At 72.0% G+C, this 19,786-nt stretch carries 18 protein-coding genes; 8 read left to right on the top strand and 10 right to left on the bottom strand.

Going from position 1 to position 19,786, the window contains the following annotated elements:
• Positions 1-4: 4 nt before the first annotated feature.
• The 8 genes from ACFWVE_RS03680 to ACFWVE_RS03715 are packed head-to-tail and all read right to left on the bottom strand — an operon-like array spanning position 5 to position 7,425.
• The gene (locus ACFWVE_RS03680; RefSeq protein WP_384007854.1) at positions 5-1,999 is read right to left on the bottom strand and encodes an NADH-quinone oxidoreductase subunit L; all 1,995 of its coding nucleotides are present in this window, start codon (positions 1,997-1,999) and stop codon (positions 5-7) included.
• A complete protein-coding gene (nuoK, locus tag ACFWVE_RS03685; protein WP_384007856.1) occupies positions 1,996-2,421 on the bottom strand; it encodes an NADH-quinone oxidoreductase subunit NuoK in 426 nt (141 codons plus the stop codon). The genes ACFWVE_RS03680 and nuoK overlap by 4 nt, the downstream gene beginning before the upstream one ends.
• A complete protein-coding gene (locus ACFWVE_RS03690) occupies positions 2,421-3,143 on the bottom strand; it encodes an NADH-quinone oxidoreductase subunit J (RefSeq protein WP_384007858.1) in 723 nt (240 codons plus the stop codon). The genes nuoK and ACFWVE_RS03690 overlap by 1 nt, the downstream gene beginning before the upstream one ends.
• A complete protein-coding gene (locus tag ACFWVE_RS03695; protein ID WP_384007860.1) occupies positions 3,140-3,784 on the bottom strand; it encodes a 4Fe-4S binding protein in 645 nt (214 codons plus the stop codon). The genes ACFWVE_RS03690 and ACFWVE_RS03695 overlap by 4 nt, the downstream gene beginning before the upstream one ends.
• A 2-nt stretch (positions 3,785-3,786) precedes the next feature.
• Positions 3,787-4,755 carry an NADH-quinone oxidoreductase subunit H gene (locus ACFWVE_RS03700; protein ID WP_384007861.1) on the bottom strand — a complete coding sequence of 323 codons (969 nt, stop codon included), beginning with the start codon at positions 4,753-4,755 and terminating at the stop codon, positions 3,787-3,789.
• Positions 4,752-6,257 carry an NADH-quinone oxidoreductase subunit C gene (locus ACFWVE_RS03705; RefSeq protein ID WP_384007863.1) on the bottom strand — a complete coding sequence of 502 codons (1,506 nt, stop codon included), beginning with the start codon at positions 6,255-6,257 and terminating at the stop codon, positions 4,752-4,754. The genes ACFWVE_RS03700 and ACFWVE_RS03705 overlap by 4 nt, the downstream gene beginning before the upstream one ends.
• Positions 6,254-6,985 carry an NADH-quinone oxidoreductase subunit B gene (locus ACFWVE_RS03710; protein ID WP_384007865.1) on the bottom strand — a complete coding sequence of 244 codons (732 nt, stop codon included), beginning with the start codon at positions 6,983-6,985 and terminating at the stop codon, positions 6,254-6,256. The genes ACFWVE_RS03705 and ACFWVE_RS03710 overlap by 4 nt, the downstream gene beginning before the upstream one ends.
• The gene (locus tag ACFWVE_RS03715; protein WP_384007975.1) at positions 6,976-7,425 is read right to left on the bottom strand and encodes an NADH-quinone oxidoreductase subunit A; all 450 of its coding nucleotides are present in this window, start codon (positions 7,423-7,425) and stop codon (positions 6,976-6,978) included. The genes ACFWVE_RS03710 and ACFWVE_RS03715 overlap by 10 nt, the downstream gene beginning before the upstream one ends.
• Before the next feature lie 219 nt (positions 7,426-7,644).
• Between ACFWVE_RS03715 and ACFWVE_RS03720 the strand changes: the two genes are divergently transcribed.
• The 5 genes from ACFWVE_RS03720 to ACFWVE_RS03740 all read left to right on the top strand — a co-directional run bounded on the left by ACFWVE_RS03720 (position 7,645) and on the right by ACFWVE_RS03740 (position 14,816).
• Entirely contained in the window at positions 7,645-8,871 is a 1,227-nt protein-coding gene (locus tag ACFWVE_RS03720) for a sensor histidine kinase (RefSeq protein ID WP_384007867.1), read from the top strand.
• A 180-nt stretch (positions 8,872-9,051) separates the two neighbouring features.
• Entirely contained in the window at positions 9,052-10,461 is a 1,410-nt protein-coding gene (locus ACFWVE_RS03725; protein ID WP_384007869.1) for a sensor histidine kinase, read from the top strand.
• A 303-nt stretch (positions 10,462-10,764) separates the two neighbouring features.
• Complete coding sequence (locus ACFWVE_RS03730; protein ID WP_384007871.1) at positions 10,765-11,436, top strand: LuxR C-terminal-related transcriptional regulator; 672 nt, start codon at positions 10,765-10,767, stop codon at positions 11,434-11,436.
• 340 nt (positions 11,437-11,776) lie between these two features.
• Positions 11,777-13,708 carry a 2-oxoacid:acceptor oxidoreductase subunit alpha gene (locus ACFWVE_RS03735; protein ID WP_384007873.1) on the top strand — a complete coding sequence of 644 codons (1,932 nt, stop codon included), beginning with the start codon at positions 11,777-11,779 and terminating at the stop codon, positions 13,706-13,708.
• Complete coding sequence (locus ACFWVE_RS03740; RefSeq protein WP_384007875.1) at positions 13,701-14,816, top strand: 2-oxoacid:ferredoxin oxidoreductase subunit beta; 1,116 nt, start codon at positions 13,701-13,703, stop codon at positions 14,814-14,816. Before ACFWVE_RS03735 ends, ACFWVE_RS03740 begins: the two co-directional genes overlap by 8 nt.
• A 116-nt stretch (positions 14,817-14,932) precedes the next feature.
• Here the strand turns inward: ACFWVE_RS03740 and ACFWVE_RS03745 are convergent, their stop codons facing one another.
• Positions 14,933-15,286, bottom strand: a complete 354-nt coding sequence (locus tag ACFWVE_RS03745; protein WP_384007977.1) for a winged helix-turn-helix transcriptional regulator — start codon at positions 15,284-15,286, stop codon at positions 14,933-14,935.
• Between the two features lie 173 nt (positions 15,287-15,459).
• Between ACFWVE_RS03745 and ACFWVE_RS03750 the strand changes: the two genes are divergently transcribed.
• The 3 genes from ACFWVE_RS03750 to ACFWVE_RS03760 all read left to right on the top strand — a co-directional run bounded on the left by ACFWVE_RS03750 (position 15,460) and on the right by ACFWVE_RS03760 (position 18,083).
• Positions 15,460-16,314, top strand: a complete 855-nt coding sequence (locus ACFWVE_RS03750; protein ID WP_384007877.1) for an SDR family oxidoreductase — start codon at positions 15,460-15,462, stop codon at positions 16,312-16,314.
• A 167-nt stretch (positions 16,315-16,481) separates the two neighbouring features.
• The gene (gene rarD, locus ACFWVE_RS03755; RefSeq protein ID WP_384007879.1) at positions 16,482-17,546 is read left to right on the top strand and encodes an EamA family transporter RarD; all 1,065 of its coding nucleotides are present in this window, start codon (positions 16,482-16,484) and stop codon (positions 17,544-17,546) included.
• A gap of 27 nt (positions 17,547-17,573) precedes the next feature.
• A complete protein-coding gene (locus tag ACFWVE_RS03760; protein WP_384007880.1) occupies positions 17,574-18,083 on the top strand; it encodes a VOC family protein in 510 nt (169 codons plus the stop codon).
• Between the two features lie 31 nt (positions 18,084-18,114).
• On the opposite strand, the gene ACFWVE_RS03765 is transcribed toward ACFWVE_RS03760, so the two are convergent.
• A complete protein-coding gene (locus tag ACFWVE_RS03765) occupies positions 18,115-19,647 on the bottom strand; it encodes a tetratricopeptide repeat protein (RefSeq protein WP_384007882.1) in 1,533 nt (510 codons plus the stop codon).
• Positions 19,648-19,786: the final 139 nt, after the last annotated feature.

Raw genomic sequence — 19,786 nt, forward strand, 5'->3', positions numbered from 1 at the left:
CTGGTCACGCTCCCGTGGCGGCGAGGACGACGGCGACCGCGAGAACGACGGTGCCGGCGAGCAGCGCGCTCACATAGGTCTGCAGATTGCCGGTCTGGGCTCGTCGTACGACGGTGCCGAGCCACCGGGGCAGCGTTCCCGCGCCGCGTACGTAGGTGTCGACGACCTCGCGGTCGAGGAACCGGACGAGACCGGCCGCGGCCTGGACGGGCCGGACGAAGAGGGTTGTGTACACGGCGTCGAGGCGGAAGCCGGCGGCCGCGTGGCGGTGCAGCGGGCCGAGCAGCAGGCGGCCCGGGTCGGCCGGGTCGGGTGCGTACGCGATGTCTCCGTAGGCGGGTTCGTGGGCGGCGATGGCCTCGGCCTCGACCTGTCCGGCTCCGGCCTCCGGGTGGGCGGCGACGGCCCCGAGTGGAGGGTGGGCGGCGTGGGCGGTGGTGTGCCGCCAGGTGGCGTAGGTGATGATGCCGCCGGCCAGGGCCACGCCGGTGCCGAGCACCGAGGTGGTGAGGGTCGGGGCGAGGTCGTGGCCGTCGAACCAGTCGGGCAGCACGCGGAAGGCGAGGCCGCCCAGGGCGAGGGAGGGGATCGCGAGCACCCACAGCACGGCGGTCATGGTGAGGGGCTGCCTGCCGTGATCGGGGGCCTCGGTGCCGTGTCCGCGGAAGGCCAGCAGCCACAGGCGTACCGCGTACGCGGCGGTGAGCAGGGCGGCGGCCAGGCCGGAGAGGAGGACGATCCAGCCCGCGGCGGCGGGGGCCTGCCCGGTGTGGCCGGTGACGACGTGTTCGGCGGCTCCGAGGACGGCCTCCTTGGAGAAGAAGCCGCTGAACGGCGGGATCGCGGCGAGCGCGAGGAGCGCCACGGTCATCGTCCAGTAGGCGTCGGGGACGCGGTCGCGCAGGTGGCTCATGCGGGACATGGCGGCCAGCGAGTTGGTGCCGGCGGCGTGGATGATCACGCCGGCCGCGAGGAACAGCAGCGCCTTGAAGGCGCCGTGGGACAGGAGGTGGAAGACGGCGGCTCCGCGCTCACCGACGGCGAGGCCGCCGCTCATGTAGCCGAGCTGGCCGATGGTCGAGTAGGCGAGGACGCGTTTGATGTCGTCCTGGGCGAGAGCGGCGAGCGCCGAGCCGGCCATGGTGACGGCGGCCATGACGGCGAGGACGGTCATCGCGGCCTGTGAGGCGGCGAAGAGCGGGAGGAGACGGGCGACGAAGTAGACGCCGGCGGCGACCATCGTCGCGGCGTGGATCAGCGCGGAGACGGGGGTCGGGCCCGCCATCGCGTCGGGGAGCCAGGTGTGCAGCGGGAACTGCGCCGACTTGCCCGCCACGCCCGCCAGGAGGAGCAGGGCGATCAGGGTGGGGTGCTCGATGCCGCCGTTCGCGACGGCGTCGAGGACGTGTGTGATCCGGAAGGAGCCTGCTTCGCCGGCGAGGGCGAACAGGCCGATGAGGAAGGGGACGTCGCCGAGCTTGGTGACCAGGAAGGCCTTGAGGGAGGCTGCGCGGGCCTCGGGGGTCTCCCAGTAGTGGCCGACGAGGAAGTAGGAGCAGATGCCCATGACTTCCCAGCCGACCAGCAGCACCATCAGGTCGCCGGAGTAGACGACGAGGAGCATCGCGGAGGTGAACAGGGAGACGAGGGCCGCGTAGGAGGGGTAGCGCGGGTCGTCGCGGAGGTAGCCCGTCGAGTAGATCTGCACGCAGGTGGCGATGCCGCCGACGACCACGGCGGTGAGGGCGGCGAAGCCGTCGATGTGCAGGGCGAGTTCGATGGGGACTGAGCCGGTGGGGGTGAGTTCGGTTGCGGCGTCGACGGCCCGGTCGCCGCCCTGGCGCGCGGCGACCACGGCGGCCAGTGCGAGGGCGGTGAGCGTGGGCAGGACGGCGAGCGGACGGACGAAACCGGGGGCCGTGCGGCCCAGGAGCAGTCCGGCGATCGCGCCGAGGAACGGAAGGAGGGGGACGAGGACGGCGAGGGTGGTCGTGGTCACGCGGTGGCCTCGGCCTTCGTGACGGCCGCCCGGTTCGTGGGGGCGTCGGTGTCGGAGTCGGGGCCGACCGGCCCGCCGGTGCTGCCCGTGCCGTCGGGGTCGTGTCCCTCGGCGGTGTCGCGGAGCTTGTCGATGTCCGCGGTGCCGCGGTTGCGGTGGACGGCGAGGACGATCGCCAGACCGATGCCGATCTCGGCGGCGGCGATGGCGATGGTGAACAGGGCGAGGGCCTGACCGGAGTGCAGGGTTTCCTCGGCGGTCCTGCTGAGCCAGACGTCGAAGGCGACCAGGTTCAGATTGACGGCGTTGAGCATCAGCTCGACCGACATCAGCACCAGGATCGCGTTGCGGCGGGCGAGGACTCCGTACAGGCCGGTGCAGAAGAGGAGCGCGGACAGCACCACGGGATAGGCGAGGTGCATCAGCGGTTCCCTTCCGCGTCGCGGCGGGGGCGGGGGCTGACGGTCGGTCCGTTGGTGGCTCCGGCGGTCGTGTCCCGTGCCTCGGTTTCCCGTGTTCCGGCTCCCCGTGTTCCGGCTCCCCGTGCCGCGGCGGCCGTCTTCGCTCTGCGGGAGAGGACGATCGCGCCGACGAGAGCGGCCAGGAGGAGGACGGAGAGGGCCTCGAAGGGAAGGACCCAGTGCTGGAAGAGGCTGGCGCCGGTCACGTCGGTGGAGCCGGCGGGTGCGCCGTCCAGGTCGATCCAGGTCGTTCGGAAGGCGTCGACGACGACCCAGACCAGGGCGACGGCCGCGGCGACGGCCACGCCGAGGGCGACCCAGCAGTTGCCGGAGTCGGCGTCCGGGGAGCGGCCGATGGGCGCTCTGGTGAGCATCAGACCGAACAGAAGGAGGACGACGACCGAACCCACGTAGATGAGGACCTGCACCCAGGCGATGAACTCGGCGGTGAGCAGGAGGTACTCGACGGCGAGTCCGCCGAGGGCCACCACCAGCCACAGGGCGGCGTGCACCAGCTGCCTGGTGGTGACGGTGACGACGGCGGCGCCGAAGGTGACCAGGCCGACGAGGAGGAAGGCGATCTCCACTCCGGTCGGGGAGAGGAAGCCCTGTGTCTCGGCGGCGGTGGTGACGGTGGTGGTCGTGGCGTGCGGGACCGTGCCGGCGGCTGCGGCGAGGGTCACGACTCCTCCCCCTTCGGGTCTGTCTGCGGGTCTGGCTCCGCGCCCGGCTGCGCGTCCGGCTGCGCGCCCGGCTGCGCGTCCGGCTGCGGGTCCGGCCGGGCGGTGGCCTGGGTGGCAGCCAGTTTGTCGGCTGTCTTGCGGGCGGCGGCGATTTCCTTCGGTTCCTCGGCGGCGGGGTCGAGGGCCGGCGGGGCCGGTACCGTCCACATCCACTCGCGGAGCTTGTCGCGTTCGTGGGTGAGTTCGCGGATGTCGGTCTCGGCGTACTCGAACTCGGGTGACCAGAACAGGGCGTCGAAAGGACAGACCTCGATACAGATACCGCAGTACATGCACAGGGAGAAGTCGATGGCGAACCGGTCGAGGACGTTGCGGCTGCGGTCACGGCCGCCGGGCGTCGCCGCCGGAACGGTCTCCTTGTGGGAGTCGATGTAGATGCACCAGTCCGGGCACTCGCGGGCGCACAGCATGCAGACCGTGCAGTTCTCCTCGAACAGGCCGATCACCCCTCGGGTGCGGGGCGCGAGGTCGGGCTGGGTGTCCGGGTACTGGGCGGTGACGGATTTCTTCGTCATCGTCCGCAGGGTGACGGCCAGGCCCTTGGCCAGGCCGGAGCCGGGGAAGCCGGGAAGAGGAGCCATGGCTAGGAGATCACCACCTTGACGACGCCGGTGAGGGCGATCTGGGCGAGGGCGAGGGGAACGAGGAGGGTCCAGGACAGTTTCTGCAACTGGTCCTCGCGCAGGCGGGGATAGGTGACGCGGAGCCAGATGACGACGAAGGCGAGGACAGCGGTCTTCAGCAGGGTCCAGACCCAGCCGAGGCCGTCGGCGCCCCACGGACCGTGCCAGCCGCCCAGGAAGAGAACGGTGGTCAGGCCGCACAGGACGACGATCCCGGCGTACTCGGCGAGGAGGAAGAGCGCGAACCGCAGGCCGGTGTACTCGGTGTACGCACCGAAGATGATCTCCGAGTCGGCGACGGGCATGTCGAAGGGCGGCCGCTGGAGTTCGGCGAGCCCGGCGACGAAGAAGACGATCGCGCCGACGATCTGCCAGGGCAGCCACCACCACTCGAAGGCGTCGAGGATGCCGACGAGCGAGACGGTGCCGGCCGCCATCGCCACCGAGGCGGCGGTGAGCAGCATCGGCAGTTCATAGGCGAGGAGCTGGGCGGCGGTGCGCAGGCCGCCGAGGAGGGAGAACTTGTTGGCGGAGGCCCACCCGGCCATCAGCGAGCCGAGGACGCCCACGCCCATCACCGCGAGCACGAAGAACACGCCCGCGTCCAGCACCTGCCCGACAGCGCCCTCGCCCGGCCCGACCGGGATCGCGAGCAGGACGAGGAGGTAGGGAAGGAGGGCGACGGCAGGGGCGAGTTGGAAGACACGGCGGTCGGCACCGGCCGGAACCACGTCCTCCTTCTGCGCGAACTTGACTCCGTCGGCGACGAGTTGGGCCCAGCCGTGGAAGCCGCCCGCGTACATCGGGCCCAGGCGGCCCTGCATGTGCGCCATCACCTTGTGCTCGGTCTGACCGACGATCAGAGGGAAGGTGAGGAAGACGACGAAGACGATCAGGAGTCGCAGGGCGACATCGAGTACGTCGTTCACCGCGGGCCTCCTGAGGGAGTGTCGGGGGCCGAGGGGCCCGACTCCGGGCCGGGGTCGGGGTCCGGAACGGACTCGGGGTCCGGAGCGGGGGCGGCCTTGGGGGCGGGCCCACGCTCAGTATGTGTTTCGGCCGCGGGTTCAGCCTGTGGTTCCGGTCCCGGTTCGGGTTCGGGTTCGGGTTCGGGTTCGGTATGGGCCGGGCGGGCGTGGTGCCAGGGGGCGTCCGGGCTGCGCGGTGGGGCGGAAGGCTTGGTGCCCGATGCCCCTGTCCGGTCCGGTGCCTCCTCCGTCTCTTCCGACGCCCCGGTGGTGCCCGGCGTCCCTGTCCCGTCCGGCGCGCTGCGTGCCCGGCCGGGCCCCGTTTCGGCGGGCTTCGACGGTGACGCCTGGGGACGTTGGCTCGCGGAGCCTTCAGAGGCGCTTCGGGTGCGGCGTCCCACTGCCGGCGCTTCGGTTTCCGGCGCCTCGGGCGCGTCGGTGCCTGGGCCGGCAGCAGGGCCGACGGTGCCCTCCTCGGCTTCCGCGGCTTTCCCGGACGCGGCTGCCGTCGACTGCCCGCGCTGGGAGGCCGAACCCTCGCTCGCGCTCCGGGCACGGCGCGTCCGGGGGGCGGCCGACGGAGGCGTCCCGGGCTGGGCCGCGGGGTCGGCAGCAGGTGACCCGACCGGCGGCTCGGCAGTCGGTGACTCGGGGGCGGGCGCGACCTGTTGGCTCGCGGAACCCTCGGCCGCCGTGCGGTTCCGGCGTGGCGGCCGTGCGGGACGGCCCTCGCCCTCGGCTCCCGCAGGGGCGGCCTGGCTCGCGGAGCCCTCCGCCGCCGTACGGGTTCGGCGTACCGGGCGGTCGCCGGGTGCTCGTCCTGCGGCGGGTCCGCCCCCGGTACCGGTGGCCGCCCTGCCCGCGCCACGGGCCGGGCGGGACGGGGCTGGGGGAAGCTGCCCCTTCAGGGGGCCCCACTCGTTGGGGTCGGGGACCCCTGGGGGAAGCATCTGGCGACGCTTGGGCCCGCCGTGCTCGGACTCTCCGGGTTCCTTGGCGCCGGGCCAGGCCTTGGCGACGCGGGCGGCGAGGACGAAGTCCTTGCGCAGGGGGTGGCCCTCGAAGGTGTCCGGCAGGAGCAGGTGGTCGAGCGCCGGGTGGCCGGTGAAGTCGACGCCGAACATCTCGTACGTCTCGCGCTCGTGCCAGGCGGCCCCCGCGTAGACGCCCACGGCGGAAGGCAGCACCGGCGCCCCGTGCGGGACGGTCGTACGCAGCAGCAGGCGCCGTACCGGGGAGAGGGCCACGACGTGGGCGGTGACGCGGAAGCCCGTGCCGGGTTCGTCGACCGCGCTCAGCCAGTCGAAATACGTGCAGCCGAGCCGGTCGCGCGCGGTCTCCAGCGCCGGGAGCCAGGAGGCGGGCGGGACGTCGACGGTGAGGACGTCGTACGACTCCTCGGCTGTGGCCTCCGTACCGAACAGCTCTTCGGCGTCGGCGGGGAGCCAGCCGGCCGCGGTCATCGGTCCTCCCCCTGACCGGACCGGACCGCACCGGACTCCCCCGGCACCGGCGGCTTCACCAACCCGCTCTGCAGGGCGGCCGCGGAGGCACCCCGCCCACCGGCCCCGTACCGCTCCCCCAGCGACTCCCGCGCGATCTTCTCCTGGAGTTTCAGGATCCCCTGGAGCAGCGCCTCGGGCCGCGGCGGGCAACCGGGGACGTAGACGTCGACCGGGATGATCTGGTCGACGCCCTTGGTGACGGAGTAGGAGTCCCAGTACGGGCCGCCGCAGTTGCTGCACGCGCCGAACGAGATGACGTACTTCGGCTCGGGCATCTGCTCGTACAGGCGTTTCACCGCGGGCGCCATCTTGTCCGTGACCGTGCCGGAGACGACCATCAGGTCGGCCTGGCGCGGCCCCGGCGCGAAGGGAATGACACCGAGGCGGATGAAGTCGTGGCGGGCCATCGACGCGGCGATGAACTCGATCGCGCAGCAGGCGAGGCCGAAGTTGAAGACCCACAGCGAGTAGCGGCGGCCCCAGTTGAGGATCACCTTCATCGGCTCGGGGGCGAGCCGGGCGAGCGCGCCGAGCCTTCCGCCGCCTTCGGCGGGGAGCACGGCGGGCTCGGGAAGCAGCACCGGTCCGGAAGCCGGGCCCGGGACCGGCCCGGAAGCCGCGCCGGAGCCCGGGCGCGCGCCCGACGGGGTGGCGGCGCCCGGTGAGTCGGTGGGGGTCACGTCCATGTCAGGACGCCCTTCTTGTATGCGTACAGCAGGCCGACGGCGAGGAAGCCGAGGAAGATGAACATCTCCACGAGCGTGGTCGCGCCGTAGCCGTCGGCGGCGAAGACGGTCGCCCAGGGGAAGAGGAAGATCGAGTCGACAGCGAAGATCACGTAGAGGAAGGCGTAGACGTAGTAGCGGACCTGCGTGTGGGCCCAGCCCTCCCCGACGGGGTCGACTCCGCACTCGTACGTCATGAGCTTCTCGGGCGTGGGCACCACCGGCCGCAGCAGGCGTCCCGCGCCGAAGGCGAAGGCGACGAACAGCACGCCGACGACGGCGAGCAGTCCGACGACCGAGTACCCCTGGAAGTAGTCGGCCGCCACGACCTGGCTCGAAGCGATCACGGTGGCCGGATCACTGCCGGTCGTACCGAAGCCGGTCGCGCCGAAGTCGGCCATGCCGATGGCGGCCGGGTCGAAGCCGGTCGGATCGACGCCGGTCGGTTGCCGCACGTCCGCCCCTCGCTGTTCGACGATCTGCACGCACGGGAGTCTAGGCCCTGATAAGTGCCCTGTAAGCAGCTCGTCGTCCCTGGTGCCAGGGGTGGGGATTTCCCCCGTGGATATCAGGGGCCCACCTCATGGCGCGGACCCCCGTGGCCGGGCACGCTATGACACATGACCGAGCCCTCCCCTTCCTCCGACGACCGCCCGCCACCGGCGCGTCTCGCCTACGACCGGCACACCTGGAAGGAGATCGCCCACCTCCTGGCGAACCTTCCGGTGTCGCTGGTGGGTTTCACCTACGTCGTGACCGTGCTGCTCCTGGGCCTCGGGCTGACCGTCACCGTGGTCGGGTTCCCGCTGCTCGCGGCAGGTCTGATGGGGACGCGACTGCTGGGCAGGGGCGAGCGGGCGCGGGCCAGGGCGCTGCTCGGGGTGCGGGTGGAGGAGCCGAGCCGGCTGCCGCTGCACGGTGCCGGAGGGTTCCTGCCACGGCTGTGGATGGCGCTGAAGGACCCGGTGGGCTGGCGCACGGCGCTGTACGAGGTGATACGCCTGCCGTGGGGCGTCGTCACCTTCACCGTGACGCTGGCCTCGCTGTTCGTGCTGTGGCCGGTGCTGCCGTTCATCGCGCGCGGGCTGGCCAACGCCGACCGGGCGATGGTGCGCGGTCTGCTGTCGCCGTCCGACGAGCTGGAGCGGCGTATAGCCGAGTTGGAGTCCGACCGGGGCGTCGTGGTCGACACGGCCGCGGCGGATCTGCGGCGCATCGAGCGCGACCTGCACGACGGGGCACAGGCCCGGCTGGTGAACCTGGCCATGGGGCTGGGCCTGGCCAAGGAGAAGCTGCCGGAGGATCCCGACGCGGCGGCGTCGATGGTCGAGGAGGCGCACGGCGAGGTGAAACTGGCGTTGCAGGAGCTGCGGGACCTGGCCCGCGGCATCCATCCCGCGGTCCTGACCGACCGCGGTCTCGACGCGGCCCTGTCGTCGGTCGCCTCGCGCTGCACGGTGCCGGTGAGGGTGACGGTCGATCTCACCGAGCGGCCGGCCGCGGCCATCGAGGGCATCGCCTACTTCACCGTCTCGGAGCTGCTGCAGAACGTCAGCAAGCACAGCGCCGCGCGTACGGCCTCGGTCGAGGTGTGGCGTTCGGCCGGCCGCCTGCTCATCCAGGTGGAGGACGACGGCCGCGGCGGCGCGAGCCTGGACGGCGGCACGGGGATGCGGGGGCTCGCCGACCGGCTGGGGGCGGTCGACGGTCTGTTCGTCGTGAAGTCGCCGGAGGGCGGCCCGACGACGGTGACGGCGGAGCTGCCGTGGCGGGACCGCTCCGGCACCCTCGCCGAGGACACACGGACGCCCACGCCCACACGGAACTCCGTACGGCCGGCCACGTAACCGCGCGCCCCACGTGTCCGCGCGCGACTCAACCCGCGCCCGCACGGCCGTCCGCCCCGGTCGGAGGTAGGGAAAACCCCCCGTCCAAGACTGCGACGTGCTCCATGGCCCGCCGGCCTGCTGCGAAGGAGTCTGGGGATACGACAGCACAGCCGCCGGACGAGGAGAAGGACGACGCCGATGGCCACCGAGTACGGACAGGGCTACGGGCTCTGCAGCACGCCCGCCGGGCACCCCGGGCACCCCGGGGACGCCGGGAGGGCCGGTGAGCGGCGGCACCGGGTGCCGGCGGTACTGCGGGCGCCGGTCGAGGGACGGACCTGGCGCGAGCTGGTGTACGTCCTGCTGAGTCTGCCGATCAGCGTGCTGCTCTTCACCTACGCGGTCACGATGGTGTCGCTGGGTGCCGGTCTGCTGGTGACGTTCCTCGGCGTACCGGTGCTGGCCGCCGGGCTCGCCGGATGCCGCGGGTTCGGGGCGCTGGAGCGGATGCGGGCGCGGGGGCTGCTGGGCCTGGACGTGGCCGAGCCGGAGCCGCTGCGGGTGAAGCGCCGGGGGTTCATGGCCTGGATGGGGGCGGTGCTGAAGAGCGGCGCCTCGTGGCGGTCGCTGCTGTACGCGGTGCTGCACCTGCCGTGGGCGGTGTTCGCCTTCGCCGTCTCGGTGACCGTCTGGTCGATCGGCTGGTCGCTGCTGACGTATCCCCTGTGGTTCTGGGTCTTCCCGATGTACGCCGGTCAGGACGGAATACAGCTGTACGGTGACGGGCAGCACCAGATCTATCTGGACAACCCGTTCGAGATCACGGTGACCGCGCTGATCGGACTGCTGTTCACCATCGCCACGCCGTGGATCGTGCGGGCGCTGACCATGGTGGACCGGCTGCTGGTGCACGGGCTGCTCGGGCCGTCCCGGCTGGCGACGCGAGTGGTGGAGCTGGAGTCGGACCGGGGCGCCGTGGTGGACACGGCGGCGGCGGACCTGCGGCGCATCGAGCGCGATCTGCACGACGGGGCACAGGCCCGGCTGGTGGCGCTGGCCATGGACCTGGGGCTGGCGAAGGAGAAGCTGCGGGAGGACCCGCAGGCCGCGGCGCACATGGTGGACGAGGCGCACGGCGAGGTGAAGACGGCGCTGCAGGAGCTGCGGGACCTCGCACGCGGCATCCACCCGGCCGTGCTGACCGACCGGGGCCTTGACGCGGCTCTGTCGTCGGTGGCCTCCCGGTGCACGGTCCCGGTACAGGTCGACGTGGATCTGACGGAGCGTCCGGCGCCGGCGATCGAGGGCATCGCCTACTTCACCGTCTCGGAGCTGCTGCAGAACATCAGCAAGCACGCGCGGGCGACCCGGGCGACCGTGGAGGTGTGGCGGACGGAGAACCGGCTGATGGTGCAGGTCGAGGACAACGGCGTGGGGGGCGCCGACGTGTCCGGGGGTTCCGGACTGGCCGGTCTTGCGGAGCGGCTGGACGCGGTGGACGGAATCCTGGTGGTCGACTCCCCGGCCGGGGGCCCGACCCGGGTGACGGCGGAGCTGCCCTGGCGGGCGGATCGGACGCGGTGGGCAGGTGAGCGCGCCGGCGGGTGAGCAGGCCGGCGTCACCCGGGTCGGCAGGCCGGCGCATGAGCGCGTGAGTGACGGCTGAAGGTACAGAAGGCCGGCAGATGTGCGGGTGCGGGCGGTGGGCCCGTACCCGCACACACTCCCGCACCAGGAAATTGCACCTGCCCCGTACCAGGACATGCCCCTGCGACCGGTGCGGGCCCTGCCCGTGAAGACTTCTCTCGCGTCACCCCTCCGCATTGCCCACCGGATGCTGGGATGCTGGTCCCGTCAACCGGACCCGCCGTACGGGCGGGCCCGGATGAGGGGCGTGGGGGCCGAGGGTTCATGGAGGACAGAGTGCGTGTGGTCATCGCCGAGGATTCAGTGCTGCTGCGGGAGGGCCTGACCCGGCTGCTGACCGACCGGGGGCACGATGTCGTGGCCGGGGTCGGCGACGGCGACGCGCTGATCAAGACGATCACCGAGCTGAACGATCGGGGGGAGCTGCCGGACGTCGTGGTGGCCGACGTACGGATGCCGCCGACGCACACCGACGAGGGCGTGCGGGCCGCCGTCCAGCTGCGCAAGACGCATCCGGATGTCGGGGTGCTGGTGCTGTCGCAGTACGTGGAGGAGCGCTACGCCACGGAGCTGCTCGCCAACTCCAGCCGGGGCATCGGCTACCTGCTCAAGGACCGGGTGGCCGAGGTACGGGAGTTCGTGGACGCGGTGGTGCGCGTGGCCGGGGGCGGTACGGCCCTGGACCCCGAGGTCGTCGCGCAGCTGCTCGGCCGCAGCCGCAAGCAGGACGTTCTCGCGGGACTCACCCCGCGGGAGCGGGAGGTCCTGGGGCTGATGGCGGAGGGGCGAACGAACTCGGCGATCGCCCGGCAGCTGGTGGTGAGCGACGGGGCCGTGGAGAAGCACGTCAGCAACATCTTCCTGAAGCTGGGGCTGTCCCCGAGCGTCGGCGATCACCGCCGGGTGCTCGCGGTCCTGACCTACCTCAAGCCCTGAACCGGAACCTCCCGACCCACTTACGGGTGCCGTCGGCGGGCGAGGGCTGACGCCGGTGGCCGACGGCTGAACCGCCGGCGGGCGGGCGGCGTCCTGGATGGCAAGGGCCGGCGGGTCGGCGACCAGGGGGAATCCGGGCAGGAGGCGTGAGGCGTCGGCACTCTTCACGTCGCACCGACGCCTCGCGGGAAGACCGCGGGGGTGGCCGCGGGACATCTCGAAGTCGTGCCCAAGATGCGAATGACCCGAGGAAGGCGACCCTTACGGACGTAGGGTTGATCCAGGGACGGCCCGCAGGAGGGCCGGTCCCGGACAGCCGCCCTCGAGGAGGTCCAGTTCAGTGACCAGTCAGGTCAGCAGCCCAGCGGAGCAGGCCGACGGAACAGTCCTAGGAGAGCAGCGCAAAGCGGCGGGCACGAAGGACGTCCGCCGTCTGGACCGGGTGATCATCAGGTTCGCGGGGGACTCGGGTGACGGTATGCAGCTCACCGGTGACCGCTTCACCTCGGAGACGGCCTCCTTCGGCAACGATCTGTCGACCCTGCCGAACTTCCCCGCCGAGATCCGTGCCCCGGCCGGCACCCTGCCGGGTGTCTCGTCCTTCCAGCTCCACTTCGCCGACCACGACATCCTCACTCCCGGTGACGCGCCGAACGTGCTGGTGGCGATGAACCCGGCCGCGTTGAAGGCGAACATCGGGGACCTGCCGCGCGGCGCGGAGATCATCGTCAACACGGACGAGTTCACCAAGCGGGCGATGCAGAAGGTCGGCTATGCGAGCAACCCGCTGGAGGACGGCTCGCTCGACGGCTACAGCCTCCATCCGGTGCCGTTGACGACGCTGACGGTCGAAGCGCTGAAGCAGTTCGACCTCAGCCGCAAGGAGGCCGAGCGCAGCAAGAACATGTTCGCGCTCGGTCTGCTGAGCTGGATGTACCACCGGCCCACCGAGGGCACGGAGAGGTTCCTGAACTCGAAGTTCGCCAAGAAACCGGACATCGCGGCGGCCAACATCGCCGCGTACCGGGCGGGCTGGAACTTCGGGGAGACGACGGAGGACTTCGCCGTCTCCTACGAGGTGGCCCCGGCCGCCACGGCGTTTCCGCCGGGCGTGTACCGGAACATCTCCGGCAACCTGGCCCTGGCGTACGGCCTGATCGCGGCGTCCCGGCAGGCGGATCTGCCGCTGTTCCTGGGGTCGTACCCGATCACGCCGGCCTCTGACATCCTGCACGAGCTGAGCCGGCACAAGAACTTCGGCGTGCGGACCTTCCAGGCCGAGGACGAGATCGCCGGCATCGGTGCCGCACTGGGGGCGGCTTTCGGCGGTTCGCTGGCGGTGACGACGACCAGTGGTCCCGGGGTGGCGCTGAAGTCCGAGACGATCGGTCTCGCGGTGTCGCTGGAGCTGCCGCTGCTGATCGTGGACATCCAGCGTGGCGGCCCGTCCACGGGCCTGCCCACCAAGACCGAGCAGGCGGACCTGCTCCAGGCGATGTACGGGCGCAACGGCGAGGCGCCGGTCCCGGTGGTCGCACCGCGTACGCCGGCCGACTGCTTCGACGCGGCGCTCGAGGCGGCCCGGATCGCGCTGGCCTACCGGACGCCGGTGTTCCTGCTCTCCGACGGCTACCTGGCCAACGGCAGCGAGCCGTGGCGCATCCCGGACGCGGAGGAGCTGCCGGACCTGAGAGTGCGGTTCGCGCAGGGCCCCAACCACACGATGGACGACGGAACCGAGGTGTTCTGGCCGTACCAGCGGGACCCGCACACACTGGCCCGGCCGTGGGCGATCCCGGGCACACCGGGTCTGGAGCACCGGATCGGCGGCATCGAGAAGCAGGACGGCACGGGCAACATCTCGTACGACCCGGCCAACCACGACTTCATGGTGCGCACCCGGCAGGCGAAGATCGACGGCGTCGACGTCCCCGATCTGGAGGTCGACGACGCGGCCGGCGACGCCAGGGTCCTGGTGCTCGGCTGGGGGTCCACCTACGGGCCGATCACCGCGGCCGTACGGCGCATCAGGGGCGCAGGGGGCACGGTCGCGCAGGCCCATCTGCGCCACATCAACCCCTTTCCGCGGAATCTGGGAGAGGTCCTGAAGCGCTACGAGAAGGTGGTCGTACCCGAGATGAACCTCGGTCAGCTCGCGACCCTGATCCGGGCGAAGTACCTGGTCGACGCCCACTCCTACAACCAGGTCAACGGCATGCCGTTCAAGGCGGAGCAGCTTGCCGAGGCGCTGAAGGAGGCCATCGATGACTGAGACGACGACAGGCGGCCCGTCCCCCCTCGGCGACTCCCCCCTCGGAGACCCTCCGTTCGGCGAGGCGCTCGCCCTGGTGCCCAAGGCCGAGGGCAAGCAGTCGATGAAGGACTTCAAGTCCGACCAGGAGGTGCGCTGGTGCCCCGGCTGCGGCGACTACGCCGTCCTGGCCGCCGTGCAGGGCTTCATGCCCCAGCTCGGGCTGGCGAAGGAGAACATCGTCTTCGTCTCCGGCATCGGCTGTTCGTCCCGGTTCCCGTACTACATGAACACCTACGGGATGCATTCCATCCACGGCCGCGCCCCCGCGATCGCGACGGGCCTGGCGACGTCCCGGCGCGACCTGAGCGTGTGGGTCGTCACCGGTGACGGGGACGCGTTGTCCATCGGCGGCAACCATCTGATCCACGCGCTGCGGCGTAACGTCAATCTGAAGATCCTGCTGTTCAACAACCGGATCTACGGCCTGACCAAGGGCCAGTACTCGCCGACGTCCGAAATCGGCAAGATCACCAAGTCGACGCCGGTGGGTTCGCTGGACGCGCCCTTCAACCCGGTGTCGCTGGCGATCGGCGCGGAGGCGTCCTTCGTGGCCCGTACGGTCGACTCGGACCGCAAGCATCTGACCGAGGTGCTGCGGCAGGCCGCCGCCCATCCGGGCACCGCCCTGGTCGAGATCTACCAGAACTGCAACATCTTCAACGACGGCGCCTTCGAGATCCTCAAGGACCGGCAGCAGGCCGAGGAGGCGGTGATCCGGCTGGAGCACGGCAGCCCGATCCGCTTCGGTGGTGAGGGATGCGCGAAGGGCGTCGTCCGGGACCGGGCCACCGGTGACCTGAAGGTGGTCGCGGTGACGCCGGAGAACGAGGCGGAGATCGTGGTCCACGACGCGCACTCGGCGTCCCCGACCACCGCGTTCGCGCTGTCCCGGCTCGCCGATCCGGACACCCTGCACCACACTCCGATCGGTGTCTTCCGCTCCGTGGACCGCCCGGTCTACGACACGCTGATGGCCGAGCAGTTGGACGCCTCCGTCGAGCAGCACGGCAAGGGCGACCTCGGCGCGCTGCTGGCGGGCAACGACACGTGGACGGTCGTCGGCTGAGCGGCAACCACTGAAAGCCGAAGTCCCGCACGGGGCCCGGACGCTTCAGGGCGTCCGGGCCCCGTCGCGTTCCCGCCGGGCTCGGCCGTACGTCTCCACCGGGCCTCGTCGCGCGCCTACCGGGCCTCGTCGCGCGTCCGCCGGGCCTCGTCGTACGCCTGGCGGGCGTCCCGCACGTCGTCCATGCGCCGCTCGGTCCACAGGGCCAGCGCGCGCACCTGTTCGGCGACCTCGCGCCCCAGGTCGGTGAGGGAGTAGTCGACGCGCGGCGGGATCACCGGTTTGGCGTCACGATGGACGAGGCCGTCGCGCTCCAGCGTCTGGAGGGTCTGGGTGAGCATCTTCTCGCTGACCCTGCCGATCGCCCGGCGCAGCTCGCTGAAGCGGTAGGGCCGCTCCTGGAGCCGGATCAGCACGAGCACCCCCCAGCGGCTCGTCACGTGCTCCAGGACCAGGCGCTGCGGGCACATCGTCTCCTGCCCGCTCCACAGCGGCCCGAGAAAAGGCGCCGGTGCAGGCGCCGGGGGCACGGACACACGCTCACTTACCGTCATGCCAGTACCTTACTTCAAAGTGGGTACTTACAAAAAGTTAGCGTAAGTCCTAGCGTTGACGGCACCGCACCCCACAAGGAGTTCTGATCATGAGCATCGTCGTCACCGGAGCCACCGGACACCTCGGCCGCCACGTCGTGGAGCAGTTGCTGGAGAGGGTTCCGGCCGGACAGGTCACCGCCGTCGTCCGCAGCCCGGAGAAGGCCGCCGGCCTGGCGGAGCGCGGCGTGCGGCTCGCGGTCGCCGACTACAGCGCCCCCGAGACCTTCGACGGAGTGTTCGCGGCGGGCGACAAGGTGCTGCTGATCTCGGGCAACGAGTTCGACAAGGGCCGGGTACAGCAGCACCGGGTGGTCATCGAGGCCGCCAAGGCGGCCGGTGTCGCCCTGCTCGCCTACACCAGCGCCCCCAGAACACTGACCGCCGCGCTCGCCGACGACCACCGCGGCACCGAGAAGGCCCTGCTGGACTCCGGCGTGCCGTACGTCCTGCTGCGCAACGGCTGGTACCACGAGGTCTACACCGAGAACCTCGCCCCGGTACTGGAGCACAACGCGGTCGTCGCCGCCGCCGGCGAGGGCCGCATCTCCTCCGCCGCGCGCGCCGACTACGCCGCGGCCGCGGTCGCCGTACTGACCGGCGAGGGCCACGAGAACAAGACGTACGAGCTGGGCGGCGACGAGGCGTGGAGCCTCGCCGAGTACGCGGCCGAGCTGAGCCGGCAGACCGGCAGGGAGATCGCCTACAAGCCGGTCACGGTCGAGGAACTCACCGGCATCCTGGCCGGTGCCGGACTGCCCGGGCCGGTGGCCGCCATCTTCGCCGGTGTGGACGCCTCCATCGAGAAGGGTGAACTGGTCGTCACCAGTGGCGACCTGGCCCGTCTGGCCGGCCGGCCGGCCACGCCGCTCGCGGACGCCGTCGCCGCCGCGCTGAAGGGCTGACCTCCGCGCGGGCCCGCGGCCCGGACACACCCCTGCCTGTCATGACCGTATTCCGATACGGGCATGACAGGCAGGGGTGTGCGGCGTTACCGTCGTCCGGGCGGCCGTCGGCCGCCCGGACGGCACACGTCAAACGCCCCGGACGCAGCAGGTGAGAAGGAGGACCCGTGACCGAGAAGTCGGCCAACGAGCGGCGCAAGGGACTGCTGAACGGCTTCGCGGCATACGGCATGTGGGGACTCGTCCCCCTCTTCTGGCCCCTCCTCACGCCCGCGGGGGCCGTGGAGATCCTGGCCCACCGGATGGTCTGGTCGCTGTTGTTCGTGGGCGCCGCCCTGCTCGTCGTGCGCCGCTGGGCCTGGCTCGGGGAACTGCTGCGGCAGCCCCGTCGGCTGGCCCTGATCACGGTCGCCGCGGCGGTCATCACCGTGAACTGGGGCGTCTACATCTGGTCGGTGAACTCCGGCCACGTCGTCGAGGCCTCCCTCGGCTACTTCATCAACCCGCTGGTCACCATCGCCATCGGCGTACTGCTGCTGAAGGAACGGCTGCGGCCCGTGCAGTGGACGGCGGTCGGGGTCGGCTTCGCCGCGGTGCTCGTCCTCACCATCGGCTACGGCCGCCCGCCGTGGATCTCGCTCTGCCTCGCCTTCTCCTTCGCCGTCTACGGGCTGGTGAAGAAGAAGGTCAACCTCGGCGGCATCGAGTCGCTGGCCGCCGAGACGGCCATCCAGTTCCTGCCCGCGCTCGGCTATCTGCTGTGGCTGGGAAGCCAGGGCGGTTCCACGTTCGGCACGGAGGGCGTGGGACACGCGGCGCTGCTCGCCGCCACCGGGATCGTCACCGCGCTCCCCCTGGTCTGCTTCGGCGCCGCCGCGATCCGTGTGCCGCTGTCCACGATGGGGCTGCTCCAGTATCTGGCCCCGGTGTTCCAGTTCCTGCTCGGCATCCTCTACTTCAAGGAGGCCATGCCGCCCGAGCGCTGGGCCGGGTTCGCCCTGGTGTGGCTGGCGCTCGTACTGCTGACCTGGGACGCGCTGCACACCGCCCGTCGCTCCGCCCGCGCGCTCACCAAGGAGCGGGCGAGGGTGGCGGCGGCAACGGCGGCCGCCACGGCCGGTGCGGCCACGGCGGTCGCCGCCGTGGCGACGCCCCCCGTGGAGCCGGCGGGGGATGCGGCTGATGTGGTGGATGCGGTGGGCACGGTGGATGCGCCGGCAGTCAGGCCGTAGGGCGGCTCGGAGCGCTTGAATGGCTCCATGACGCAGCCACCGGCATCACCCTCTCCCGACGGTCCCACCGATCCCGCCACCCCCGCCGCTCCCGTGCACTGGAAGCTCGTCATCGACGCGGCCGACCCGCACGTACAGGCCGATTTCTGGGCCGCCGCCCTCGGGTACACGGTCGAGGACCACAGCGCACTCGTCGAGAAGCTGCTCGGTCTGGGCGCCGTACCGGTTGAGCTGACCACCGAGCAGCACGGCCGGGCCGCCCGGTGTGACCTGGCCGCGGTACGGCACCCCGACGACCCGTACCAGGAGGAGAGCGGCACCGGACTGGGACGGCGGCTGCTGTTCCAGCGGGTGCCGGAGTCGAAGACGGCCAAGAACCGGCTCCACCTCGCCCCGCACCCCGGCGAGGGGCGCCGCGAGGCGGAGGTGGCACGGCTGGAGCGGCTCGGGGCGAGGGTGCTGCGGCGCGTGGAGGAACCGTCCGGTTCCTGGACGGTGATGACGGACCCGGAAGGCAACGAGTACTGCGTGCACTGAGGCCTTCACGGCCCGGGGGAGCCCCGCTCGCTCACCCGTGGTGGGCGCGGGCCCGGTCGGACAGGCGGGCCATGCGGGCGCGGGCGGACTCCAGTTCCTCGATCTCGTCGGCGGCCGGACCGCCCTCGGTGGCGAGTTCGGTCCACCGCTCGATCAGGTCGCGCCCCAGTTCCAGCCCGCGCAGCGGGTCGCGCACCGCGCGCCAGGCGGTGGCCGCGCTGCGGACGTTGCCGTAGGCGGCCTCCGCGTCGCCCGTCCGGCGGTGGATACCGGCGAGGTCGAGGGAGAGCCGGAAGGCGTGCAGCGGCTCGTCACCGAGGTAGGCGATGTACGCGGTCAGTTCGCGCAGCCGGAGCACCTCGGGATGCTCGGGCCCCAGCGTCTGCGAGGCCTCGGTCACCGTCTCCCCGGCCAGTCGCGCCGCGGTGTCGATCCGGCCCGCCCGGACTGCGTCGTTGATCAGGCCCACGGGCTCTGCCAGATGGGTCTCGCCCGGTACGGCCGGCGGCTCGTCACCGAGCATCGCCTCCGCCACGGCGTCGAAGCCGCGGGGCGGGATCGGTTTGGGATCGGGGTCGCTGCCGCTGCCGGTGCCGGTGCCGAACACGGCTTCCGGAAGCGGTTCGGGCGTCCGGGGACGGCCGGCTTGCGGCCCCGGGCCGGTCGGTGTCCGGTCGGCCCGGGGCAGCGGGCCCGTCGGCCGGTCGGCCGCCGAGGGCAGGGGGCTCGGTATCCGGTCGGCCGGGGAGAGCGGGGGTGCCGGATGCCTCGGGGGTGCCGACGGGGTCCCGGGGAGGCTGTCCGCTTCGGGGGCGGGGTGCGGCCGCGCGTCCATGGGCGGGGGCGGGCCGAACTCACCGGTCGGCGGCGCGACCGTTCCCAAAGGCGCTGCGCCCGTCGCAGCCCCGGGCACCGGCCGCAGCCGGAAGGTGGGGGCGGAGTCCCGTACGGGGTCGGGCGCCGGATCCAGGGCTGGGGCCGGGGTCGACGCCCGTGCCGGGATCGGCGCCGGGGGCGGGTCCGGTACGGGGCGCAGGACGTGGGTGGACCGGTCGTGCCCGGGACGCGGGGGCGGAACGGCGACCGGTCCCGGGGCCGGGGCTGCGGAGAAGGGGGCGGCGGCGTGCGGCACGGCCGCCGATTCCTCCGGAGCCACGTCCCGGCCCGGCACATGGACCGGCCCCGGCTCCGGCTCGGACCCCGACGCGGGCTCCGCCCTCGGCTCCGGCTCCGGTTTCATCGGCGCCGGCTCCCCCGTGAAGCGGCTGGCGCCGTCCGGGTCGACCTGGAGGGGGACGACGTAGCCGATGCGCTCGTCGTGGATGGTGGCCAGGACGGCACGCCCCGAGGCGAGGGCGATGCGGTGGAGCCGGTTCAGCACGGCATGCTGAACCTCCTCACCGGGTCCGGCGACCACCAGTACCCCGTCGACGGACGCACTCCGCGTGCCCGCGCCGCCCCCCGCGGCGACGGGTATACGGACGTCGATCGGCACTGCCGCAAGGTGCGCCGCGTGTGCGGCCTGCTGCTGTTCCCGCTTCTTCTCGCGGCTGAGTCGCGCCATCGTTCCCTCGTTCGGGTCGTGAACCTACCGACGAGTCTGTCCGCCGACCCCTGTTTCTCACGTCACCGCGTTGTCACAGGCTCGTCCCAACGGCCGGCATGAGGACCGGGGGTGGCGAGGCAGGGGAACGGGCATGCGT

It is taken from the genome of Streptomyces sp. NPDC058632 (assembly GCF_042717095.1).
In the GTDB taxonomy this organism is placed as follows: Bacteria; Actinomycetota; Actinomycetes; order Streptomycetales; family Streptomycetaceae; genus Streptomyces.

Excerpts from the sequence above, each read along its gene's own strand:
- nuoK (WP_384007856.1), bottom strand. The coding sequence starts at position 2,421 with ATGCACCTCGCCTATCCCGTGGTGCTGTCCGCGCTCCTCTTCTGCACC.
- ACFWVE_RS03695 (WP_384007860.1), bottom strand. The coding sequence starts at position 3,784 with ATGGCTCCTCTTCCCGGCTTCCCCGGCTCCGGCCTGGCCAAGGGCCTG.
- ACFWVE_RS03705 (WP_384007863.1), bottom strand. The coding sequence starts at position 6,257 with ATGACCGCGGCCGGCTGGCTCCCCGCCGACGCCGAAGAGCTGTTCGGT.
- ACFWVE_RS03710 (WP_384007865.1), bottom strand. The coding sequence starts at position 6,985 with ATGGACGTGACCCCCACCGACTCACCGGGCGCCGCCACCCCGTCGGGC.
- ACFWVE_RS03715 (WP_384007975.1), bottom strand. The coding sequence starts at position 7,425 with ATGGCCGACTTCGGCGCGACCGGCTTCGGTACGACCGGCAGTGATCCG.
- ACFWVE_RS03720 (WP_384007867.1), top strand. The coding sequence starts at position 7,645 with ATGACCGAGCCCTCCCCTTCCTCCGACGACCGCCCGCCACCGGCGCGT.
- ACFWVE_RS03725 (WP_384007869.1), top strand. The coding sequence starts at position 9,052 with ATGGCCACCGAGTACGGACAGGGCTACGGGCTCTGCAGCACGCCCGCC.
- ACFWVE_RS03730 (WP_384007871.1), top strand. The coding sequence starts at position 10,765 with ATGGAGGACAGAGTGCGTGTGGTCATCGCCGAGGATTCAGTGCTGCTG.
- ACFWVE_RS03740 (WP_384007875.1), top strand. The coding sequence starts at position 13,701 with ATGACTGAGACGACGACAGGCGGCCCGTCCCCCCTCGGCGACTCCCCC.
- ACFWVE_RS03745 (WP_384007977.1), bottom strand. The coding sequence starts at position 15,286 with ATGTGCCCGCAGCGCCTGGTCCTGGAGCACGTGACGAGCCGCTGGGGG.
- ACFWVE_RS03750 (WP_384007877.1), top strand. The coding sequence starts at position 15,460 with ATGAGCATCGTCGTCACCGGAGCCACCGGACACCTCGGCCGCCACGTC.
- ACFWVE_RS03760 (WP_384007880.1), top strand. The coding sequence starts at position 17,574 with ATGACGCAGCCACCGGCATCACCCTCTCCCGACGGTCCCACCGATCCC.
- ACFWVE_RS03765 (WP_384007882.1), bottom strand. The coding sequence starts at position 19,647 with ATGGCGCGACTCAGCCGCGAGAAGAAGCGGGAACAGCAGCAGGCCGCA.